The 22,005-nt window shown below is 71.2% G+C and carries 19 protein-coding genes; 12 read left to right on the top strand and 7 right to left on the bottom strand.

Features of this window, described 5'->3' with window-relative positions; genetic code table 11:
- Positions 1–35: 35 nt before the first annotated feature.
- Entirely contained in the window at positions 36–857 is an 822-nt protein-coding gene (rsmI, locus tag ACGH48_RS15275; protein ID WP_123292295.1) for a 16S rRNA (cytidine(1402)-2'-O)-methyltransferase, read from the bottom strand.
- 65 nt (positions 858–922) lie between these two features.
- On the opposite strand from rsmI, the gene ACGH48_RS15280 reads away from it, so the two are divergent.
- Complete coding sequence (locus ACGH48_RS15280; RefSeq protein ID WP_123314242.1) at positions 923–2,554, top strand: dolichyl-phosphate-mannose--protein mannosyltransferase; 1,632 nt, start codon at positions 923–925, stop codon at positions 2,552–2,554.
- Positions 2,555–2,686: 132 nt separating this feature from the next.
- Here ACGH48_RS15280 and ACGH48_RS15285 read toward each other — a convergent pair whose 3' ends face one another.
- Positions 2,687–3,355, bottom strand: coding sequence for a TetR/AcrR family transcriptional regulator (locus ACGH48_RS15285; RefSeq protein WP_396289192.1), 669 nt, complete (start codon positions 3,353–3,355; stop codon positions 2,687–2,689).
- Between the two features lie 169 nt (positions 3,356–3,524).
- Here ACGH48_RS15285 and ACGH48_RS15290 point away from each other — a divergent pair, with 169 nt between their 5' ends.
- The 8 genes from ACGH48_RS15290 to ACGH48_RS15325 all read left to right on the top strand — a co-directional run bounded on the left by ACGH48_RS15290 (position 3,525) and on the right by ACGH48_RS15325 (position 14,663).
- Entirely contained in the window at positions 3,525–5,066 is a 1,542-nt protein-coding gene (locus ACGH48_RS15290; protein ID WP_396289193.1) for an MFS transporter, read from the top strand.
- Between the two features lie 159 nt (positions 5,067–5,225).
- Entirely contained in the window at positions 5,226–6,098 is an 873-nt protein-coding gene (locus ACGH48_RS15295; RefSeq protein WP_123314244.1) for a sulfurtransferase, read from the top strand.
- A 40-nt stretch (positions 6,099–6,138) separates the two neighbouring features.
- A complete protein-coding gene (locus ACGH48_RS15300; RefSeq protein ID WP_396289196.1) occupies positions 6,139–7,206 on the top strand; it encodes an NAD-dependent epimerase/dehydratase family protein in 1,068 nt (355 codons plus the stop codon).
- A gap of 11 nt (positions 7,207–7,217) precedes the next feature.
- Positions 7,218–7,748: an ATPase gene (locus tag ACGH48_RS15305; RefSeq protein WP_396289198.1), complete on the top strand. Its 531-nt coding sequence runs from the start codon at positions 7,218–7,220 to the stop codon at positions 7,746–7,748.
- Positions 7,749–7,839: 91 nt separating this feature from the next.
- Positions 7,840–9,684: a thioredoxin domain-containing protein gene (locus ACGH48_RS15310; protein ID WP_396289199.1), complete on the top strand. Its 1,845-nt coding sequence runs from the start codon at positions 7,840–7,842 to the stop codon at positions 9,682–9,684.
- A gap of 18 nt (positions 9,685–9,702) precedes the next feature.
- A complete protein-coding gene (hrpA, locus tag ACGH48_RS15315) occupies positions 9,703–13,560 on the top strand; it encodes an ATP-dependent RNA helicase HrpA (protein ID WP_396289201.1) in 3,858 nt (1,285 codons plus the stop codon).
- Positions 13,561–13,579: 19 nt separating this feature from the next.
- Positions 13,580–13,948 (top strand): VOC family protein, encoded by a 369-nt coding sequence (locus ACGH48_RS15320; RefSeq protein ID WP_396289202.1) that lies wholly within the window; start codon positions 13,580–13,582, stop codon positions 13,946–13,948.
- A 61-nt stretch (positions 13,949–14,009) separates the two neighbouring features.
- Complete coding sequence (locus ACGH48_RS15325) at positions 14,010–14,663, top strand: CatA-like O-acetyltransferase (protein WP_396289203.1); 654 nt, start codon at positions 14,010–14,012, stop codon at positions 14,661–14,663.
- Positions 14,664–14,771: 108 nt separating this feature from the next.
- Here ACGH48_RS15325 and ACGH48_RS15330 read toward each other — a convergent pair whose 3' ends face one another.
- The 3 genes from ACGH48_RS15330 to ACGH48_RS15340 are packed head-to-tail and all read right to left on the bottom strand — an operon-like array spanning position 14,772 to position 18,323.
- Positions 14,772–16,406 carry a hypothetical protein gene (locus tag ACGH48_RS15330; RefSeq protein WP_396289204.1) on the bottom strand — a complete coding sequence of 545 codons (1,635 nt, stop codon included), beginning with the start codon at positions 16,404–16,406 and terminating at the stop codon, positions 14,772–14,774.
- A 4-nt stretch (positions 16,407–16,410) separates the two neighbouring features.
- On the bottom strand, positions 16,411–17,337 hold the full coding sequence (locus ACGH48_RS15335; protein ID WP_396289205.1) for a carbohydrate ABC transporter permease: 927 nt from the start codon (positions 17,335–17,337) through the stop codon (positions 16,411–16,413).
- Positions 17,334–18,323 (bottom strand): sugar ABC transporter permease, encoded by a 990-nt coding sequence (locus ACGH48_RS15340; RefSeq protein ID WP_260233158.1) that lies wholly within the window; start codon positions 18,321–18,323, stop codon positions 17,334–17,336. The genes ACGH48_RS15335 and ACGH48_RS15340 overlap by 4 nt, the downstream gene beginning before the upstream one ends.
- Positions 18,324–18,487: 164 nt before the next feature.
- On the opposite strand from ACGH48_RS15340, the gene ACGH48_RS15345 reads away from it, so the two are divergent.
- Entirely contained in the window at positions 18,488–19,495 is a 1,008-nt protein-coding gene (locus ACGH48_RS15345; protein ID WP_396289206.1) for a LacI family DNA-binding transcriptional regulator, read from the top strand.
- Between the two features lie 53 nt (positions 19,496–19,548).
- On the top strand, positions 19,549–19,935 hold the full coding sequence (locus tag ACGH48_RS15350) for a VOC family protein (protein WP_396289207.1): 387 nt from the start codon (positions 19,549–19,551) through the stop codon (positions 19,933–19,935).
- Positions 19,936–20,038: 103 nt separating this feature from the next.
- On the opposite strand, the gene ACGH48_RS15355 is transcribed toward ACGH48_RS15350, so the two are convergent.
- Together ACGH48_RS15355 and ACGH48_RS15360 are read right to left on the bottom strand one after the other, a co-directional pair.
- Entirely contained in the window at positions 20,039–20,776 is a 738-nt protein-coding gene (locus tag ACGH48_RS15355) for an esterase/lipase family protein (protein WP_396289208.1), read from the bottom strand.
- Positions 20,773–21,546, bottom strand: a complete 774-nt coding sequence (locus ACGH48_RS15360; protein WP_396289209.1) for an alpha/beta fold hydrolase — start codon at positions 21,544–21,546, stop codon at positions 20,773–20,775. Before ACGH48_RS15360 ends, ACGH48_RS15355 begins: the two co-directional genes overlap by 4 nt.
- An 83-nt stretch (positions 21,547–21,629) precedes the next feature.
- Between ACGH48_RS15360 and ACGH48_RS15365 the strand changes: the two genes are divergently transcribed.
- A complete protein-coding gene (locus tag ACGH48_RS15365; protein ID WP_396289210.1) occupies positions 21,630–21,998 on the top strand; it encodes a hypothetical protein in 369 nt (122 codons plus the stop codon).
- Positions 21,999–22,005: the final 7 nt, after the last annotated feature.

Genomic DNA, 22,005 nt, shown 5'->3' on the forward strand with positions numbered 1-22,005 from the left:
CCGCCCCGCGCCTCCAGACCGCAGGACCCAGCCGTCTACCGCGCCGCGAGCGCGCCTTCGTAGAGGTCCCGCTTGGACAGCCCGGTCGCGTCCGCGACCGCCGCTGCGGCCTCCTTCATGCGCATCCCGGCGGCCACCCGCTCGAGCACCAGTCGGACCCCGTCGTCGAGCGTCGCTTCCTCGGTGGCCTCGGCGGCTCCTGCGACGACGATGCAGATCTCGCCCCTGACCCCCTCGGACGCCCACGTGACGAGCTCGTCGAGCGGACCGCGCCTGACCTCTTCGTAGAGCTTCGTGAGCTCGCGGCAGACCGCGGCACGACGATCGCCGCCGAACCCGACGGCCATGTCGGCGAGCGTCTCGGCCAACCGGTGCGGCGACTCGAAGAAGACCATCGTGCGCTGCTCCCCCGCAAGCGCCTGGAACGCACGACGGCGCTCCCCGCCCTTGCGCGTCGGGAACCCCTCGAACGTGAAGCGGTCCGTCGGCAAACCCGAGACGGCGAGCGCCATGAGCACGGCGGACGGGCCGGGCAGCGCCGTGACGGTGACGCCGGCCGCTGCCGCCGCCTCGACCAGCGGGAAGCCGGGGTCGCTGATGGCGGGCATGCCGGCGTCGGTGAGGACCACGACGTCCTCGTCACGGGCGAGCTCGACGACCTCGGACGCCTTCGCCCGCTCGTTGTGCTCGTGCAGGGCGATGAGCCGCGGACGGTTCTCGATGCCGAGGGCGCGCATGAGGTGGATGGCGGTCCTGGTGTCCTCCGCCGCGACCACCGTGGCGTTGGAGAGGGTCTCGACGAGACGGCGCGAGGCGTCCCCGAGGTTGCCGATGGGCGTTGCTGCGAGGACGATCACGCACCCATTGTCGTCGCAGCACCGACGCAGCGCGGACATGCGGTCGATCCGTAGGATGCTCAGCGATGACCAGCGAGCTGACCGACGACCGCACGGCCGTGCCCGACGGGCCGGTCGGCTCGCGCCTCGACGACTGGTGGGGGCGGATGCTCTCCACCGCCCAGCGCGTGGCGGTGTGGCGCTGGGCGGGACCGATCGCGGTGACGCTGCTCGCCGCCGTGCTGCGCCTGGCCAACCTCGGGAACCCGCACTCCCTGGTCTTCGACGAGACCTACTACGTCAAGGACGGCTGGTCGATCGTCCACCTCGGGTACGAGGGCACCTGGCCGGCGAACCCGAGCAGCGACTCCGCCCCGACGACCGACGACCGGTTCTCGAGCGGTGAGACGGACGTCTTCACCAGCGCCGCGGAGTTCATCGCGCACCCGCCGCTCGGCAAGTACCTGATCGGGCTCGGCATGCTCCTGTTCGGGGCGGACAACTCGTTCGGCTGGCGGTTCGCGGTGGCCGTGCTCGGCATCGCGACGGTGTTCCTCACCGCCGTGATCGCCCGGTCGCTGTTCCGCTCCACCCTGGTCGGCACGCTCGCCGGCGGCCTGCTCGCGATCGACGGTCAGGCCATCGTGATGTCCCGCGTGACCCTGCTCGACGGGATCCTGACGTTCTTCGTCGTGCTCGGGTTCGGAGCACTCCTGCTCGACCGGCGCCGGAGTCAGCGGCGGCTCGACGACTGGGTCGCCGAGCGCGTCGCCGCCGGCCGGGACACCCTGTGGGGGCCCGTGCTCTGGTGGCGTCCGTGGCTGTTCGCGATGGGGCTGACGATGGGGCTGGCCACCGCGACGAAGTGGTCGGGGATGTACTTCCTGGCGTTCTTCGCCGTCTACTCCGTGCTGAGCGACATGATGATGCGTCGCCGAGCCGGGGTCGAGTTCTGGTCGTCGAGCGCGCTGCTCCAGCAGGCTCCCGTGTCGTTCCTGCTCACGGTGCCGATCGCCGCCGTCACCTACGTCGCGTCGTGGACGGGCTGGTTCGTGTCGAAGGACGGCTGGGACCGCAACTGGCTGGCCTCCGGCGGGGAACGCTGGACCGGGGTGCTCCGGTGGGTGCCGGACAGCCTGCAGAACTGGTGGCACTACCAGTCGGAGATCTACAACTTCAACATCGGGTTGCACACGCCGCACTCGTACCAGGCGAACCCGCTGCTCTGGCTCGTCATGCAGCGCCCCACCTCGATGTTCTACGTCGGCACCGACGCCGGCCAGGACGGCTGCTCGGCCAGCCGCTGCGGCGAGGCCATCACCGGCGTCGCGAACCCGTTCATCTGGTACGCGGCGGTCATCGCGACCGTGGCCCTGCTCGTGCTCTGGATCCTGCGCAGACGGTGGCAGTACGGGTTCGTCCTGCTCGGCGTCGCCGCGGGGTACCTGCCGTGGCTCATGTACGTCAACCGGACGGTCTTCCAGTTCTACACGATCGCCTTCGAGCCCTTCATGGTGATGGCGCTGGCTGCGGCGATCGGGTTGGTGCTCGGGTCACGGACCGATCCGCGGCCCCGACGGACCCGGGCGATCGTCTGGGTCGGCGTGTACCTGGTCGTGGTCGTGCTCGCGTCGGCGTACTGGTACCCGATGTGGACCGCGATCCAGGTGCCGTGGGACTTCATCCGGTCGCACTACTGGCTGCCGAGCTGGCTGTAGCGCGCGTCGGGTGTCGGCCCGGCGCACTGGTCGCGACCAGACCGCCGGACGGGAGGCACGGGTCGACTCCGCCACGGGCCTCCCGTCCGGAGTCGGCCGGCACCGGAGCCGCGCGCCGTCCGCGGGGACGCGTCAGGACTGCGCGTGCAGCGCTCGCTCGATCGACTCGCGGTCGAGCGGGTCGCCGACCATCTCCGTGGCGGTCTCGCTCGCGGTCTGCGGCAGGACGCCCTCGATGAGGAGCTCGGCGTACCGGCGCCACGCGTTCGGGTCGTGCTCTCGGGTCGCGTCGGCCACCGCGCCCACCATCGCGGTGAGCATCGGCAGGTCGCGGTAGTCGAACCCGGCACGGACGACCCCGGCGGTCTCGGCCCGACCGATGATCGCGGAGACCTGGCGTTCCAGCCGGTCACGCTCCTGCACGATCGACGGACGCGCCTTGCCGGCCCGCACGATGGCGTCGGCGAGCGCACGGTCGCGGGCGCGGAACTCGAACACGCCGGTCAGGTAGACCCGGAGGGCCTCGCGCGGGTCGACGACGTCGGCCGCGCGAGCCGCTGCGTCGTTCATCGCCTCGAACTTGGTGGCGAGCAGCGCCTCGATCAGGGAGTCCTTGTCGGCGAAGCGTCGGTACACGGTGCCGACGCCGACGCCCGCTTCGTGCGCGATGTCGTTCAGGGTGACCGACAGACCACGCTCCGCGAAGCACTTGCGAGCGGTCTGCAGGATCAACTCGCGGTTGCGTGCCGCATCGGCGCGCAGCGGGCGCTCGAGGTCGGGCGCGGACTCGGTGGTGCTCACGGTGCCGAACCTAGTTGAACTTTCTGGGAATAAGTGGATGCGGACCTTCCGTTTCGGTCTACACTGTCGACAAACGGATGCCGCGCATCCGTTTGACACCTCCCCTCTTCGAAACGCCCGACGGTGCGCGCTTCGTGCTCCCCCTCCAACCTTCTCGAAGGAGGCTGCCGTGACGGCAGAACACACCGTGCCGACCCCCACCGGGGCAGCACCCACGACCTCTGGCTCCACCCCCGCCAAGAGCAACCACCGCTGGATCGCCCTGGCGGTCATCGCCCTCGCCCAGCTCATGGTCGTGCTCGACGCCACCATCGTGAACATCGCGCTGCCCTCGGCCCAGGCCGACCTGGGCTTCGGCACCGACCAGCGCCAGTGGATCGTCACCGCGTACTCGCTGGCGTTCGGTTCGCTCCTGCTGCTCGGCGGCCGCCTCGGCGACCTGTTCGGCCGCAAGAACACCTTCATCATCGGCCTGGTCGGCTTCGCGGTCGCATCGGTCCTCGGCGGCCTCGCCGACTCGTTCGGCCTGCTGGTCGCCGCCCGCGCCCTGCAGGGTGTGTTCGGCGCGCTGCTCGCCCCGTCCGCCCTCGGCATGCTGACCACGACCTTCCGCGACCCGAAGGAGCGCGGTCGTGCGTTCGGCATCTTCGGGTCCATCGCCGGTTCCGGTGCGGCCATCGGCCTGCTCCTCGGTGGCGTCCTGACCGAGTACGCGTCGTGGCGCTGGTGCCTCTACGTCAACGTGGTCTTCGCCGTGCTCGGCGTGATCGGCGCGCTCGTCTTCATGGAGAAGCCGCCGAAGGTCGACCGTCCGCGCATCGACGTCCTCGGGGTCATCACCATCACCGCCGGCCTGGTCGGCGTCGTCTACGGCTTCTCGAACGCCGAGACGAACGGCTGGGACTCCCCCGTCACCATCGCGATGCTCGCCGCGGGCGTGGTGCTCATCGCCGCGTTCGTGTTCATCGAGACCCGTGTGGCACACCCGCTGCTGCCCCTGCGCGTGGTGCTCGACCGCGACCGCGGTGGGTCGTTCATCGCGATCGGCCTGGTGGCGATCGGCATGTTCGGCATCTTCCTGTTCCTGACCTACTACCTCGAGCAGACCCTCGGGTTCAGCTCGCTGCAGACCGGTCTGGCCTTCCTCCCGATGCCGCTGTCGATCATGATCTCGGCGACGCAGATCGGTGGGCGCCTCCTGCCCCGCGTCGGCCCGAAGATCCTCATCTTCGCCGGTGGCCTCGTCGCCGCGACCGGCCTGCTCCTGCTGCTGCGCACCGACCTGGACAGCTCCTACGCGGGCACCGTCCTGCCGGCGCTGGTCGTCATCGGCCTCGGCATGGGCACGATCTTCTCGTCCGCGATGAACACCGCGACGACCGGCGTCGCCCGCGCCGACGCCGGTGTGGCCTCGGCGACGGTCAACACGATGCAGCAGATCGGTGGCTCGATCGGCACGGCGCTGCTGTCGACGATCTTCGCCGACGTGGTGTCGAACAGCCTGTCCGGACTGTCCGCCGCCCCGACGAAGCTGCAGCAGGCGCAGGCCACGCTCGACGGCTACCACGTGGCGTTCGGCATCTCGGCCGGCGTGCTCGTGCTCGTCGCCCTCGCGGGTGGTCTGCTCATCAACCGGCAGTCGGTGCGGCTCGACCGACTCGCACGTGCCGGGTCCGCCACGACCGGGAGCATCCCCGCCGCCGCGCACTGACGTCGCAGCGGGGCGGTGCCGACTCGGAACGACGATCGCGATGTCGTACGACAACCGCCTTGTCGTTCCGAGTCGACGCACCAACCACCACGCGCGCCCGGTTGCGCAGTGTGTCGGTTTCCCTGTCGCCCGTCAGAGGTCCGCATTATCGTGTGCGGCATGGCCCCCGTCCTGACCTCGCCGCTCGTGTCGACGCAGTGGCTCGCCGACCACCTCGGTGGTGACGAGCTCGTCGTCCTCGACGCCTCGGTGCACACGGTGGGGACCGGTCTCGCGACGACGTGGCATTCCGCCGTCGACTCCTACGAGCAGCGCGGGCACGTCCCCGGCGCCCGCTTCGCCGACCTCGTCGACGCGTTCTCGACACCGGGCGCCGAGGTCCCCTTCACCCGCCCGAGCGCCGAACGATTCGAGGCCGCGGCCGGCGACCTGGGTGTCACGAACACCTCGACGGTCGTGGTCTACGACGACAGCGTCGGCGAGTGGTCGGCACGACTGTGGTGGATCTTCCGTTCGTTCGGCTTCGACTCGGTCGCGGTCCTCGACGGCGGCTTCACGAAGTGGCGCGACGAGGGCCGTCCGGTTCGCGTCGGAGCACTGCGCCAAGCGTCCGGTGCGGCGAAGTCGCCCGACGACGACCGTGCCTTCCTCGCCGGTGAAGAGCGCCCGCTCTGGGCCGACCACGCCCGTGTCCGCCGAGCCGTGACCGGTGAGCAGCCCGCGGCGCTGGTGTTCGCGGCGCCCGAAGTGGCCCTCGGTGACGACCACCCGCCGATCATCCCGGGCAGCACCCCCATCACGGCGGACACCCTGGTCGACCCGGAGACGAACGCGTACCTGCGGGGGCCGAAGCTCGCCGAGGCGTTCGCCGCCGTCGTCGGTGAGGACGAGATCGTGACGTACTGCGGGGTCGGCAGCGCCGCGTGCGTGGACGCCCTGGCACTGACCGTGCTCGGCCACGACAAGGTCACCGTGTACGACGGCTCGCTGCTGGACTGGTGGCGACACGAGCCCGAGGCGCTGGCGTCCTGACGACGCGGGCCGCCGGCGACCGTCCCGCTAGCGTTGGGGCATGAGCTCCAGACGCGCGGTCATCCTCGGCGGCACGGGCGGGATCGGTTCCGCCGTCGCCCGTGAGCTGCTCGACGCCTCCGGCCGAGGCGGCGACGACTGGCAAGTCGAGGTCCTCGCCCGTCGTGGGGGCCCGGCGGCCGACGCCCTGAGCGCATCGGGCGCGAGCGTCACCGCCGGTGACCGCCGCGACACGAGCACCCTGCGTGACCTCCTCCGCCCCGGCGCGGACCTGCTCGTCGACACCGTGGGGCTGACCCGCGACGACGCGACGCAGCTCCTGCCGTTCCTCGACGACGTCGGTTCCACCGTCTTCGTCTCCTCGCGCGCGGTCTACGCCGACGAGCAGGGGCGGCACGCGAACTCGACCGACAAGCCGGTCTTCGGCGGCGCAGTCACCGAGATCCAGCCGACCGTCACCGCGGGCGACGGCGACTCGACCAGCCGCGACGGCTACGGCGCCGCGAAGGTGGCGTCGGAGCAGGTCCTCCTCGACCACGGCGCCCCGGTCACGGTCCTGCGACCGTCGAAGGTGTACGGCGTCGGCATCGGCCGTCCGCGCGAGTGGTTCGTGGTGCGACGGGTGCTCGACGGGCGCGAACGGATCCTGCTCGCCGACCACGGCCGCGGCGTCGACCACACGACGGCCGCGAGCGGGATCGGCTCGCTCGTCCGCCTGGTCGCCGATGCTCCTGACCGGCGCATCCTCAACGTCGCCGACGACACCGCTCCGACGGCGCTCGAGATCGTGCGGACCATCGCCGGGCACCTCGACCACCGGTTCGACGAGGTCCTGCTCGACGCGGACGCCCCCGCCTTCGTCGGGACCACCCCGTGGTCGTCGCCGTCACAGTTCGTCCTCGACACGACGGCGGCGCGGGCGCTCGGGTGGCAGCCGCCGACCTTCGCCACGGCGGTCCTGCCCGAACTCGACTGGTTGGTGGAGACCGCGCAGAGCACACCGGCCGACGGCGACGTGCCGTGGGCTGACGACCCGTTCTGGGAGCGCCTGTTCGACTACGGCCCCGAGGACGCCGCCCTCGCGCTCCTGTCGCTCGGCCTCGGGTGACGGTGCCGAGCGTGCCCCGCTCCGAGGTCCTGTTCGTCGGCGGGCGGTCCGGCGTGGGCAAGTCCACGGCCACCGAGGCGCTGCACGACCTGCTCGTCGCAGCGGACGTCCGTCACGCGGTGATCGAGGGCGACCTGCTGGACCTCGCGCACCCGGCGCCGCACGTCGAGCACCCCGAGGCGCACCTGGCCGAACGGAACCTCGCCGCGATGTGGCAGGCCTACCGCGAGCTCGGCCACCACCGGTTGGTCTACACGAACACGGTGTCCGTGCTCGAGCACGAGCGTCTGGCCGCCGCCATGGGCGACGACCCCGTGATCACGACGGTCCTGCTGCGCGCGGCAGACGGTCCCACCGCCGAGCGCCTCGCTCGGCGGGCAGGTGGCGAGGTCCCTGAGGCGCAGTTCGCGCACAGCACGCGGACGGCCGGGAGGCTCGACGCGGCTTCCGGGGACACGGTCGCCCGGCTGGACACGGACGATCTCACCCCCGCCCAGGTCGCGCAGCGTCTCGCCGCGTTGACGGGGTGGCTCCCCCGCTGACCGCTCGGACGAGGGCTGTGGAGATCGACGATCCGTCCACAGATCGCGGCGATCGTTGGTCCGCCCAGTCGCCACGGGGCACGCTGGAGGCATGAACGACAACCGACTCGGCACCTCGGTCAGCCCGTACCTCCGGCTGCACGCCGACAACCCCGTGGACTGGCGCGAGTGGAGCCCCGAGGCCTTCGCCGAGGCAAGTGAGCGCGGCGTGCCGGTCCTGGTGTCGGTCGGCTACGCCACGTGCCACTGGTGCCACGTCATGGCGCGTGAGAGCTTCGACGACCCGGAGATCGGTTCGCTGCTCCGCCAGGACTTCGTCGCGGTCAAGGTCGACCGCGAAGAGCGTCCCGACGTCGACGCCAGCCTGATGGCCTCGGCGAGCGCGTTCACGCAGCAGCTCGGCTGGCCCCTGACGACGTTCCTGACGCCCGAGGGCCACGTGTTCTTCGCCGGCACGTACTTCCCGCCGACCCCCGTGGGTCAGGTGCCCGCGTTCCGGCAGATCCTGGCGGCGGTGCTCGACGCCTGGACCGAGCGGCGGCACGAGGTCGACGCGAACGCCGCAGCCATCGCGACGGCGATCCGGCAGGGGGCCGAGGCGGACGCGACCGCCCGCGCCGGCGACGGTCCTGGCGGAGCCGACCCGCGCCTCCCGTCCGTCGACAGCATCCGGGCCGTCACCGGTCAGCTGTCGCAGGCCGAAGACACCACCTACGGGGGTTTCGGCGGCGCTCCGAAGTTCCCGAGCACACCGTTGCTGGAGTTCCTCGCCGACGCAGCACGCGACGGCGATGCCGAGGCCGACGGTCTGCTCGACCGGTCGCTGCACGCGATCCGGGCCTCCGAGCTGACCGATGCCGACGGCGGCGTGTTCCGGTACGCGACCAAGCGCGACTGGAGCGTGCCGCACTACGAACGGATGCTCTACGACAACGCTGGCCTGCTCGCGGTCGCCGGGGCCGAACAGGCACGCGGCATCGCGGACTTCCTGCGGGACACCCTGCGGCAGGAGGACGGCGCGTTCGTCGCCGCGCAGGACAGCGAGTCCACGATCGACGGCCGGCGGGTGGAGGGCGAGTGGTACCGACGGCCGCTGTCGGAGCGCGCCCTCCTGGACCCGCCGCCACTCGACGACCAGGTCCTGACCGGGTGGAACGGCCTGGCGATCCGCGGGCTCGCGATCGCCGGCGAACGCCACGACGACCCCGAGATGATCGATCTCGCCCGGTCGGCAGCCGATGCGCTGCTGCGGTCGCACGTGCACGACGGGCACGTCGTGGTCCGCTCGAGCACGCCGCGCGGGCCGTCGGCGGCCCCGGCGACCATCGAGGACGTCGGGCTGCTGGCCGAGGGGCTGCTCGAGCTCGCCCTGGTGACGGGCGACGCTGCCTACGCCGTGACCGCCCGTTCCCTGGTCGACGACGGCCTGGCCGGCCGGTTCGACGTCGACCCGGTGCTCGCCGGGGCGGGCACGGCGACCGGGGAACAACCACAGACCGCGATGCGCTCCGGGACGGTGGCCCTGGCCGCAGCGGCAGCCGAGCTCGCGGCGCTGACCGGCGACTCCGCGTACCGGACAGCCGCCGAGCGGCTGGTGGCGGACCGGGCGTCGACGGGGACCGAGCGGCCGCTCGGGCACGCGGACGCCCTCGGTCTCGCACTCGGGCTGCAACGGCCCTCGCGCGAGATCGTGGTCGTGACGTCGGACCCGCACGACCCGCTGCGGGACGCCGTCCGCGCCGCGCGCCGACCCGGCACGATCATCGCTCGCGTGACCCCGACGCAGGCCACGGAGTGGGCAGCCGCGGGGTTCGAGCTGTTCGAGGCGCGGGATGCGCTCGAACCGGCCGCGTACGTCTGTCACGACCGCGTGTGTGCCCTGCCCGCTCGGTCCGCGGCCGACCTCGCCGCCGGGCTCGCAGCACCGGCGGCGTGACGGTATCCTGGAATGCTCATGTCTCCCACGCCGCCAGTCATCACGTACCCGCCCGAACTGCCGGTCTCGCAGCGGCGGGACGACATCGCGGCCGCCATCCGTGACAACCAGGTCGTCATCGTGGCGGGTGCCACCGGCTCGGGCAAGACCACACAGCTGCCGAAGATCTGCCTCGAGCTGGGACGCGAGCACATCGGGCACACCCAGCCCCGCCGGATCGCCGCCCGCACGATCGCGGAACGCGTGTCCGAAGAACTCGGCAGCGACCTCGGCGACCTGGTCGGCTACCAGGTGCGCTTCACCGACAAGGTGTCGTCGAACACCCGCATCAAGCTGATGACCGACGGCATCCTGCTGAACGAGATCCACTTCGACCGCGACCTGAAGCGGTACGACACGATCATCATCGACGAGGCGCACGAGCGCTCGCTCACCATCGACTTCCTGCTCGGGTACCTCAAGCGGCTCCTGGTCCGGCGCCCCGACCTCAAGCTCATCATCACGAGCGCGACGATCGACCCCGAGTCCTTCTCGAAGCACTTCGGCGACGCCCCGATCATCGAGGTCTCCGGCCGGACCTACCCCGTCGAGATCCGGTACCGCCCGCTCGTGTCCGAGGACCCCGAAGACACCGACGAGGACGACGAGACCGACTCGCGCACGGCCGACCGTGGCGGGTCGAACGGCGCCGACGACCGCGACACCCTGCAGGGGATCACCGACGCGCTCGACGAACTCGCGCGCGAAGAACCCGGCGACGTGCTCGTGTTCCTGTCCGGCGAGAACGAGATCCGTGACGCGCAGGACGCCATCGAGGGCAAGCGGTACCAGGGCACCGAGGTCCTGCCCCTGTACGGCCGGCTCTCCGCCGCCGATCAACACCGTGTCTTCGACCGACGCACCACCCCGGGGGTGCGCCGGCGCGTGGTGCTCGCCACGAACGTCGCCGAGACCTCGCTGACCGTGCCGGGCATCAAGTACGTCATCGACACCGGGACCGCCCGCATCTCGCGGTACTCCCCGCGTGCCAAGGTGCAGCGGCTGCCGATCGAGGCGATCTCGCAGGCCAGCGCGAACCAGCGTTCGGGTCGAGCGGGCCGCACCAGCGCCGGCATCGCGATCCGGCTCTACTCGGAGGACGACTTCGAGCGTCGGGACGAGTTCACCGACCCGGAGATCCTGCGGACGAACCTCGCGGCGGTGATCCTGCAGATGATCTCGCTCGGGTTCGGCGACATCGAGTCGTTCCCCTTCCTGCAGCCGCCGGACTCCCGGGGCGTGAAGGACGGCCTCGACCTGCTGCGTGAGCTCCGCGCCGTCGACAAGGACGGCCGGATCACGAAGTCCGGCAGACAGCTCACCCGACTGCCGATCGACCCGCGGCTCGGCCGGATGGTGCTCGAGGCCGGTCGCCAGGGCGTCGGGCGCGAGGTCGTCGCCGTCGTCAGCGCCCTGAGCATCCAGGACCCCCGTGAACGCCCGCTCGAGAAGCGCGCCCACGCCGACCAGATGCACGCCCGCTTCGCCGACCCGACGAGCGACTTCCTCACCCTGCTCGCGCTGTGGAACTACATCGAGGACAAGCAGGAAGAGCTGTCCTCGAGCGCCTTCCGCCGGCTCTGCAAGGCCGAGTTCCTCAACTACCTGCGCATCCGCGAGTGGCAGGACCTGTACCGCCAGCTCTCCCGCGCCGCGAAGCAGGTCGACGTCCGGGTCGGCCAGTCCCGCTCCGACGACGGCGATGCCGTGCACCGGTCCCTGCTCGCCGGTCTGCTCAGCCAGATCGGGCTGCGCGACCGCGAGAAGCGTGACTACCTCGGCTCGCGGAACACCCGGTTCGTCGTGTTCCCGGGCAGTGTGCTCGCGAAGAAGCAGCCCGACGCGGTGATGGCGGCCGAACTCGTCGAGACCAGCCGGCTGTTCGCACGGACCGTCGGCCGGATCGACCCCGCGTGGGTCGAGCCCCTCGCCGGTGACCTGCTGAAGCGCACCTACGGCGAACCGCACTGGGAGAAGAAGCAGGGCGCCGTCGTCGCGTACGAGCGGGTGACCCTGTTCGGCGTCCCGATCGTGCAGCGCCGCCGGGTGCAGTACGCCCGGATCGACCCGGAGCACTCGCGTGAGCTCTTCATCCGCCACGCCCTGGTCGAGGGCGAGTGGGAGTCGCAGCAGGCGTTCGACCGTGCCAACCGGAAGCTCCGCAAGGAACTCGAGCAGCTCGAGGAGCGCACCCGCCGGCGCGACATCCTGCTCGACGACGAGAACGTCTACGAGTTCTACGACGCGCGCATCCCCGCGGACATCGCGACGACCCGTGACTTCGAGGGGTGGTGGCGGACGACGCGCCGCGACCAACCGGACCTGCTCACGATGCGCCGGGCGGACCTGCTGGACGAATCCGCTGCCGAGGCGGCGGAGGACGACGCCGAGTACCCGACCCAGTGGCGCAGCGGCGACCAGCGCCTCGCGATCCAGTACCGCTTCGAGCCGGGCGCGCAGGACGACGGCGTGAGCGTGCAGGTGCCGCTCGCGCTGCTCCCCCGTATGCGCGAGGAGGGCTTCGACTGGCAGGTCCGCGGCCTGCGCAAGGAGCTCGTGACCGCCCTCATCAAGTCGCTGCCGAAGCAGATCCGCAAGAACGTCGTGCCTGCCGCCGACTGGGCCGAGAAGATCGTCGCCGAACTGCCGGACGACGCCCCGACCGAGCCCACCGAGTCGTTCCGCGCGACCCTGGCCAAGGCAATCCAGCGCATGACGTACGTGCCGGTGTCGGAGTCCGACTTCGACCTGTCCCGGGTGCCGTCGCACCTGCTGCCGACGTGGGCAGTCGTCGACGAACGCGGTCGGCGGGTCGAGGCCGGCAAGGACCTGTCGGTCCTGCAGACGAAGCTCAAGGACCGCACACAGCAGAGCGTCGCCTCCGCCACGGTGCGGGCGGCGGGACGGCCAGGAGGCGCGGCTCGCGTCGCCGCCGCGGGTGGCGGTGCCGGGGTGGAGCAGTCCGGCCTCACCACGTGGCCTGCCCAGGACCTGCCGCAGACCCTCGACACCGAGCAGGCCGGTGGTGTCATCCGCGCGTACCCGTCCCTGGTGGAAGAAGGTTCCGGCCCGAAGGCGACCGTCGGCGTGCAGTTGCTCGCGACGCCGTCCGACCGGCAGGTCCGCATGCCCGCCGGGGTCCGTCGCCTGGTGATGCTCGCGGTCCCCTCGCCGGTGTCCTACATCCAGTCGCACCTGACCGCACAGGAGAAGCTCGCACTCGCCGCCAGCCCGTACGCCTCCACGAACGCACTCTTCGACGACGTGCTCGCGGCCGTCGTCGACGCGGTGATCCGTCGCGCCCACCCGGTTGGTCTCGTGTTCACCAAGGCCGAGTTCGAGGCGGTCCGTGACGCCGTGTCGGCGACCGTCGTCGACACGATGTTCGCGGCGGTCTCCGAGCTCGCCGCGGTGCTCGCCGCCCAGCGCTCCGCCGAGCGAGCACTCAAGCAGGCGAACTCGATGTCCCTGCTCGGTGCGTTGACGGACATGCGCCAGCAGATGGAGCGGCTCGTCTACCCGGGGTTCGTCTCCGTGGCCGGGCTCGACCGGCTCCGACGCATCCGGGTGTACCTGCAGGGCATCGAGGCACGCGTGCAGAAACTGCTGCAGAACCCGGGACGCGATGCCACGTGGATGCGCGAGGTCACCGTCGCCACCGATCGGTACGTCGACGCGGGCGGTGCGTTCCCGCCGCCGGTCGGCGCACACCCCGAGCTCGTGCACGCGCGGTGGATGCTCGAGGAGTTCCGCCTCAGCCTGTTCGCGCAGGAACTGGGCACCGCCGAGACGGTGTCGTTGCAGCGGATCACGAAGGCCCTGACCGCAGCGCGCTGATCGGTCTACCCTGACGGCCATGATCGGCACACTCGACATGGTCGTCCTGGACTGCGCAGACCCTCGCGGCCTGGCCCGCTTCTACGCGGAGCTGCTCGGTGGCGAGATCGTCGGCTTCGACGAGGACTGGGCCGAGGTCGCGCTCCCCTTCACCGACCAGCGGCCGCTCCTGGCGTTCCAGCAGGTCGAGGACTACCGCGCCCCGGAGTGGCCCGGGCAGCTCGTCCCGCAGCAGAGCCACCTCGACGTGAAGGTCGAGGACCTCGACGACGGCGAGGCCGCGGTCCTGGCCATCGGTGCGACCACGACGGGATCGGCGACCGAGACGTTCCGCGTGTACCTCGACCCGGCGGGCCACCCGTTCTGCCTCATCCGCCCGAACGACTGAACCCGTTCGAGCGTCGGCATGCCGACCGTCGCAGGGCCCGCACCACGTCCATGCTGGCCCCATGACGGAACTCCGACCGATCGACCTGGACACCTGGCCCCGCCGCGAGCACTTCGAGCACTACCGCCAGCGTGTGCAGTGCTCCTACGAGGTGACCGTCGACGTCGACGTCACGGCGTTCGTCGCGGCGGTCCGCACGAGCGCGGCGAAGACCTACGCGTCGCAGATCTGGGCGATCGCGACCGTGGTCAACCGTCATGCCGAGTTCCGGATGCAGCTGCTCGACGACGGCTCCCCCGGCGTCTGGGACGTCGTGCACCCGATGTTCACGGTGTTCCACCCGGACACGGAGACCTTCTCGGCGTTGGTCGTGCCCTACGACGAGGACTTCGGGCGGTTCCACGCCGCCGCAGTCGACACGATGGATCGGTACCGGGACGACGTCCGGATGTTCCCGCAGGACGACCGGCCCCGGAACGTGTTCGACGTCTCCACCTTCCCCCGCACGTCGTTCACGGGGTTCGCGCTGCACGTCCGCGACGGGTACGACCACCTGTTGCCGATCGTCACGCTCGGGCGCTACCGGACCGAGGGCGACCGCACGCTGATGCCGATGGCGCTGCAGATCAACCACGCGGCGGCCGATGGTTTCCACACCTCGCGGTTGGTCCAGGAGCTCGAGGACCTGTTCGCTCACCCGTCGTGGTTGGCGTGACCGCGGAGCGGACGGGAGGCCCGTGGCGGACCCCGCCACGGGCCTCCCGTCCGATCGCCCCGAGTCCAGGGCCACGCAAGACGCCGTCATGTCGCCGAGACGACGGCGTCACGCGCCCGCGCGCGCCTCCAACGCCTGCTCGAACTCGCGCCGCATCGCGTCGCCGCCCCGGCGGCGCCAGTCGCGCACGACGGCCTTCCACCCCGACACGGGCGCTCGGCCGAGCAGCACGTCGTTGATCGCACTCGTGGCGTAGGTCCCGATGGCCGGTCCCTTGGTGGAGTTCGTCGGCGAGTACAGCCCGTAGGTGGGGTTCGTGATCCCGTCGTCCAACCACGAGGACAGCGACTCGTAGACGACGTCCGTCATCTCCGGGGCTCCCGAGTAGAAGAGCGGCAGCGGGCACTCCGTGAAGTACTGCAGCGGGAACTCGCCGAGCGCGGTCTCGCTGTTGCCCGTCTTGGTGAGGACGGGGGCGCCGTCGCGGAAGTCGAAGTCCCGGCCCTCGATGCCGAACTTCCGGTACATCCAGGCCTCGGTCCCGAACGGCGACGCACACCAGTTCAACACGCCGAGCAGCATGCGGATGCGCTCCTCGGGCCCGGCCGCGAGTGCGGTGATCGCGTTGTTCGGGTCCCCGAGCCACGGTTTCGGCTTCGCGCCGCCCGGTCCGACGAACGGCGCCATGGTCATGCGGAACCCGCTGCCGGGCTCGGCCTGCTGCAGCAGGCCGGGGATCGCGCTGTAGCTGTCCTGGAGCATCAGCGCCGAGCCCTGCACGAACCACACCTTGCCGTTGTAGGCGGTGACGCTGTCCGGGTGGACGAGGCCGTCGGCGAGGAACTTCCGCGAGGCCTCGAGCATGTCCTGGTACGCGTCGACCTCGTACATGTGGGTCAGGCGGCCGCCCTGCTCGTCCCACTGGTTGGGCACACCGAACATCGACGCGAGGATGTTGGTCGGCACGGAGCCCAGCGCCCAGCGGTTGCGCTGCGGGTCGGAGACCTCGCGGCAGAGCGCCTCGAACTCGTCGAGGTCACGGAAGGACGGGTCGACGCCGAGCTGCTCGAACAGGTCCTGCCGTCGGTGCAGCACACCGGTGGTCAGGGGCCCGCGGGGCACGGGGACGCCGTAGATGCCACCCGAGAACACGGTGCCGCGCCAGGACGCGGTGGGCAGGTTGGCCAGGTACGGGTAGTCCCGGACGCCGCTGCCGGAGAGGATCTCGGTGAGGTTCGCCGCCTTGGCCTCGAGGAACTGCGGCAGGTACGAGAACGTGCCGAACACGGTGAACACGTCGCCGAGGGTGTCGCCCGCGACCTGCGTGGCGAACTTGTTGCCCCAGTCGGCGTTCGGGGTGATGGTCAGGTCGAGGTCGACGCCCATCCGTTCGTCGAGGCCCTGCCAGTACGGGTTGCTGCCCTTCGACGGTGGGACGGGCGAGTTCGTCGGGACGCTGCCGTGCAGCGTCGACCCGTCGCCGGGCACCCGGTCGGTCGGCACCAGGTCCGACGGGATGCGTCGGAACGCGGACGGCATGAGCGCGCTGGTCTTCGGGAGCACCGGGTCCGGTCCGCCGGCCCACGGCACGTAGTCCGGCAGGGTCACGGCCCGGTTGATCGCCTTCACGTCGGTGGAGCGGGTGACGGTGTCACAACCGGCCAGGAGGCCCGTGGCCGCGATCCCGAGACCGCCAGCGATCAGGCCGCGGCGGGTGATGCCCCGTGGTGCGTTGGTCGTCATGGTGTCAGCCCTTCACGGCGCCGGTCAGGACACCCTTGGCGAAGTGCCGCTGCAGGAACGGGTAGAGGATGAGGATGGGGACGATCGAGACGACGAGGATCGCCATCTGGATCGACGCCTGCGGTGGCAGCGCGTCGGAACTCGTGCCGAGGTCGGCGCCGCCGAGCTGCGCGTTGTTGATGACGTAGGTGCGCAGCACGAGTTGCAGGGGCCACTTCGCGGTGTCGTTGATGTAGAGCAGGGCGTTGAAGAAGGCGTTCCAGTACCCGACCGCGTAGAACAGGCCGATGACCGCCAGGACGGCCTTCGACAGCGGGAGCACGATCCGCAGGAAGACGCCGAAGTCGCCGGCACCGTCGATGCGGGCGCTCTCGATGAGCTCGCGCGGGATCGCCATGAAGAACGAGCGCATCACGATGACGTTGAACGCGCTGAGCGCCGTGGGCAGGATGAGTGCCCAGTACGAGTCGAGCAGCCCGAACTGCTTCACGACGAGGTAGTTCGGGATGAGCCCCGGCGCGAACAGCAGGCTGACGAGCACGAGGCTCAGGACCACCCCGTGTCCGTAGGACCCCGGCCGGCTCAGCGCGTACGCGAGCATCGCGGTGACGAACAGGCTGATCAGGGTGCCGACCGTGGTGATGCCGGCGCTGACGAGCAGTGCCCGGGTGACGACGCCGCCGGCGAAGATGCTCTCGTAGGCGCTGAAGTCGAGCCCGGTCGGCCACATCACGAAGCCCCCGGCACCGTTGACCTGGCTGGACGGCGCGACGCTCGTCGAGACGATGCCGAGGAACGGCAGCAGGACGACGAGGCAGATCACGAGCAGGACGAACCCGGTCAGCAGCCGTCCGGGCAGCGGCGGGGCGTCCAGCGGGCGGTGCTTCCGGGCGGCCCCCGCGGGCACGGTCACGCTCCGGGTGGCGCTCATCGCGACTCCTTCTGGTAGACGCCCGCTTCGCCGAAGACGTGCGCGAGCTTGTTGGCGCCGAGGACGAGCAGGACGCCGACGACGCCCTTGACGAGTCCGACGGCCGCGGCGACGCCCCACTGTCCGCCGAGCACGCCGTTGTTGTAGACGTAGGTGTCGAGGACCTCACTGGCCGCTCGACCGACCGCGGCCTGCTGCAGGAGGATCTGCTCGAACCCGACGGTGAGCGAGTCGCCGAGCCGGAGGATGAGCAGCAGGATGATGATGCCGCGCATGCCGGGCAGGGTGACGTGCCAGAGCTGCCGCCAGCGCGAGGCCCCGTCCATCTTCGCCGCCTCGTACAGGCTCGAGTCGATCTGGGAGAGCACGGCGAGGAACAGGATCGTCGCCCAGCCGGTGTCCTTCCATATCACCTGGCTGGTGAGCAGCGCGATGAAGCCGTTCGGGTTGCCGAGGAAGTCGATCGCGTCGCCACCCGCCGCCCGGATCGCGTTGTTCACGAGCCCGGAGCCGCCGAGGATCTGCTGGAACACCGCGACGACGATCACCCACGACAGGAAGTGCGGCAGGTACAGGATCGACTGCACGACCTGCTTGATCCGCTCGGACAGCAGCGAGTTGAGCATGAGCGCCAGGATGATCGGCGCCGGGAACACGAACACGACCTGCACGAGCGTGATCACGAGGGTGTTCCGGAGCGCCCCGAGGAACTCCGGATCGCCGTCGAAGATCACCGCGAAGTTCTCGACCCCGACCCACGGGCTGCGCCCGAGCGGGACGAAGGGCAGGTACTCCTGGAAGGCGATGAGGTTGCCGAGCAGGGGCAGGTAGTGGAACCCGAGCAACAGGGCGACGCCCGGCAGGCCCATCAGCAACAGCACTCGATCGCGCCGGATCCGCTGCCAGGTCGTGCGCCGCCGGAGCCCGGGGTGCGGCGGCGGTGCGGTGTGCGCGGTGGTCGTCGCGCGGTCGTCGAGCTTCGTCACTCGGTGGCCTCCTCCGTTGGATTCCTGCAGCGACCCTGGCGTGCGGGGCAACACGGTGGCAATCCGTTGCCAAACGTTTCCATCGTTGTAACGCTCCAGTGAGCGCACAACCGCAGCTCGACGACGCGACGCCACCGGCGACCGCCCGCGCTACGCTCATCCCGATGCGCGCAACCGTGCGGGACGTGGCCACCCTCGCCGGGGTGTCGCCGAAGACCGTCTCCAACGTCATCAACGGCGGCGTGGTGGTGCGCCCCGAGACCCGCGAGCGGGTCGAGCGTGCCGTCGCCGAGCTCGACTACGTGCCGAACCTGTCCGCCCGCGGGCTGCGGAACGGCCGTTCCGGGGCGATCGCCCTCACGCTGCCGGAGATGGGCAGCGCCTACTCCGCCGAGCTCGCGCAGTGGTTCGTCGAACTCGCGCGCGAGCGGGGGTGGGTCGTCCAGCTCGACCAGACCGGCAGCGACCCGGCCCGCGAGCGCGAGCTGGTCTCACGGGCACGCGCCCACCTCGTCGACGGGCTCGTGCTCAACCCGGTGTCACTCAGCGCGAGCGTCCTGGCGTCGACCGAGGGGCTGCCGCCGACCGTCGTGATCGGCGAGGTCGAACCCGAGCACGTCGACCAGGTGCACATCGACAGCCGGGCCGCCGCCGAGCAGGTCACCGCCCACCTGGTGTCCCGCGGCCACCGCAGGATCGCGATCGTCGGTGCCGCCCGCGCGTCCGAGGCCACCGCCACGAGCGAGCTGCGGGAGCGCGGGTACCTCGCCGCGCTCGCGAGCGCCGGGATCGAACCGGACCCCGCGCTGCGGGTACCGCTGCCGTCCTGGACGACGAGTTCGGCGGCGACGGCCTTCGCGACCTGGCTCGACGAGCACCCGCTGCCCGACGCCGTGTTCGCGTTCACGGACTCGATCGCCTTCGGCGTGCTGCACGTCCTGGCGGCCCGGGGTGTCCGCGTTCCCGAGGACGTCAGCGTCATGGGGTTCGACGACATCGACGGAGCGGCGTACGCGATCCCCGCGCTCAGCACGGTGTCGTTCGACCGGCGGGCGTTCGCGACGGCGGCGCTCGACCTGCTCACCCGGCGGATCGAGGACCGGGACCTGCCGCCGGAGACGGTCGTGGTGCCGCACCGCATCGTCGAGCGCGCGAGCGTCGCCGACCGCTGAACTGCTCCGGCCGCTGAACAGCTCCGGCCACTGCTCGGCGTACGCTGCGCGGCATGACCAGCGAAGACGCCTCGATGCCGACGCTCGCCGCCACCGTCCTGCAGTCCCCGGAGCCGATCGCGCTCGCCCGGTTCTACGGCGCCCTGACCGGGTGGACCGTGTACGAGGACGGCCCGACCTGGGCCCGGATCCGTCCCGCCGACGGCCCCGGCCTGTCCGTGCAGTTCGAGCCCGAGTACGTCGCCCCGACCTGGCCCGGCACCGCGGACGCCCCCGGCATGCAGCTGCACCTCGACTTCCAGGTGGAGGACCTGCCGGCTGCCGTCGTCCGTGCCGATGAACTCGGTGCCACGCAGGCCGCGTTCCAACCGCAGGACGACGTCCGGGTGCTGCTCGACCCCGACGGGCACCCGTTCTGCCTGTTCCTGCCCGGGGCCTGACACCGGCTGGCCACGTCTCGAGGTTCCACAACACGCCGGATGATCGCCGCCGAGGTTCCGAACCGCGGCGATCAGAGCGCCGACGTGCCGAGATTTCGGAACCTCAGGACAGGCCTGGGTCGGACGCAGCGAGCACCGCGGCGCGCGTGCGGGCGTCACCGAGGATCCGGAAGTGCCCGCCGACCGGCAGCCGCACGTTCGTCGCCCCCGACAGCTCGCTGCCCTCGGGGATGAGCGTGTCGAACACCCCGTAGACCGACGTGATGCGGGCGTTCGCGTCGAGCTCCCGTGCCAATCCCGCCAGCACGGGGTCGGCGGCCCGGAACACCCGGAGGTGCCGCACCGGAGCGAGCCGCGCGTAGCCGGACCCGGCGAACGGCGTCGACACGGCGACCATGCGGTCGATGCGGCCGTGGTCGTCCAGCTGGGTCATCGCGTACTTCCCGATCAGCCCGCCCTTGCTGTGCGCGAGCACGAGGACGTTCCGCAGGTCGTGCTCCTCGAGGTACGCGAACACGTCGCGCGCCGAGACCGGCACCGGCCGCAGGTTGTGGCGCAGCACCGGCAGCACGTGCACGGGATGGCCGCGGTCGTGCAGGGCGTCCATGAGCGGCCGCATGAAGTGCCAGGTCTCGTAGACGCCGGGGATCACGACGACGGGTTGCCCGTCGCCGGTCCGGTAGTCGTCGGCGGTGGTGGGTCCGAGGCTCCGCACCTGCCACGTGATCGCGTACCACCAGTCGAGTGCGGCCCACGTCCCGCGTCGCACCAGCGGGATGCCGGGAGGCACGGGTCGGCTCGTGCCCGTCGCTTCCGTCGAGGACGTGGTCGGCTCGGTCATCGGAGGCCCTCCAGCGTCTGTGCCCGGCGGAACTCGTCGACGAGCCGGGCGAACGCGACGGGGTGCCGCTCCTGCAGGTGGTGCGGCCCCGGGAGTTCGACGAACGACCCTCGCTGCGCGCGCGTCGCCACACCGACGGCCCAGTCGCGGCGCACGATCGGGTCGTCGCTGCCCCGGACGACGAGGACGGGTCCGTGCACGTCGGCGATCGTCTCCTCCAGCCGGTACCGGAGCATCGGGCGCAGCTCGCGGACGTACTGCCGGACGCTCCGCAGGTAGTCGGTGACGAGTACCCCGTTCATCCGGAGTCCTTCACCGGTCCCGTCACGGAACAGGTCGGACGCCACCAACGGCAGGGACCGCCGCTCCACCGGGACCACCGGGCTGACGAGGACGACGGAGCCGACGGCCCCGGGGTGCTGCCGGGCTGCTTCGGTCACGACCTGCGCGCCCATCGACTGTCCGACGAGCACGAGGTCCTCCGCTCCCCGCGCACGGACGGCCCGGACGACCAGGTCGCCGAGCTCGGCCATCGACAGCGTCCGGCCGGCGGCGGGGAGCCCGCCGAAGCCGGGCAGGTCGACGCTGACCGTGCGGTGGGTCGCAGCGAGTGCACGCTGTGACCGGGCGAACGACCGGTGCGACATCCCGATGCCGTGGACCAGCACGACCGTGGGGTCGAGGTCGCTGCGTACCCGGCCGGCGGGCGCAGCGGTGTGGAGGCGCACCGGCAGGCCGTCGATCCGGATCGTCTCCACCTTGGCGCGCACGAACCGAGGCTACGCGGCGGTTCGCAGCACCGGATCAGCGTCGTCATCGGCCACCCATAGACACGCGGTGTGCACTGCCTTCCATGAGCGACACCACTCCCTCGAACGGCCACACGCCGGGCGACCCCACCCGCACCCCTCCGGCAGCGGCTCCGGCCGGCTGGGGTTCGGCCCCGACGCCGACCTCCACGGCCACCCTCGACGCCCCCGCCCCGAACGGCGCCACCCCCTGGTACGGCACCGCGGCACCGACGAACCGCACGAGTGCCCCGAAGCCGCCGTGGTTCTGGCCGGTCCTCGCGGCGATCGTCGGGCTGGCCGCACTGCTCGTCGGCGGTGGCATCGGCTTCGCCGTCGGGCACGCGATCGGCGGGGACCAATCCCGGTCGACCACGCAGCTGCCCGGCACGAACGGTGGGACGAACCAGTTCCCGGGCGGCAGCGGCAGCTGATCCGCAG

It is taken from the genome of Curtobacterium pomorum (assembly GCF_044497295.1).
Lineage (GTDB): Bacteria > Actinomycetota > Actinomycetes > Actinomycetales > Microbacteriaceae > Curtobacterium.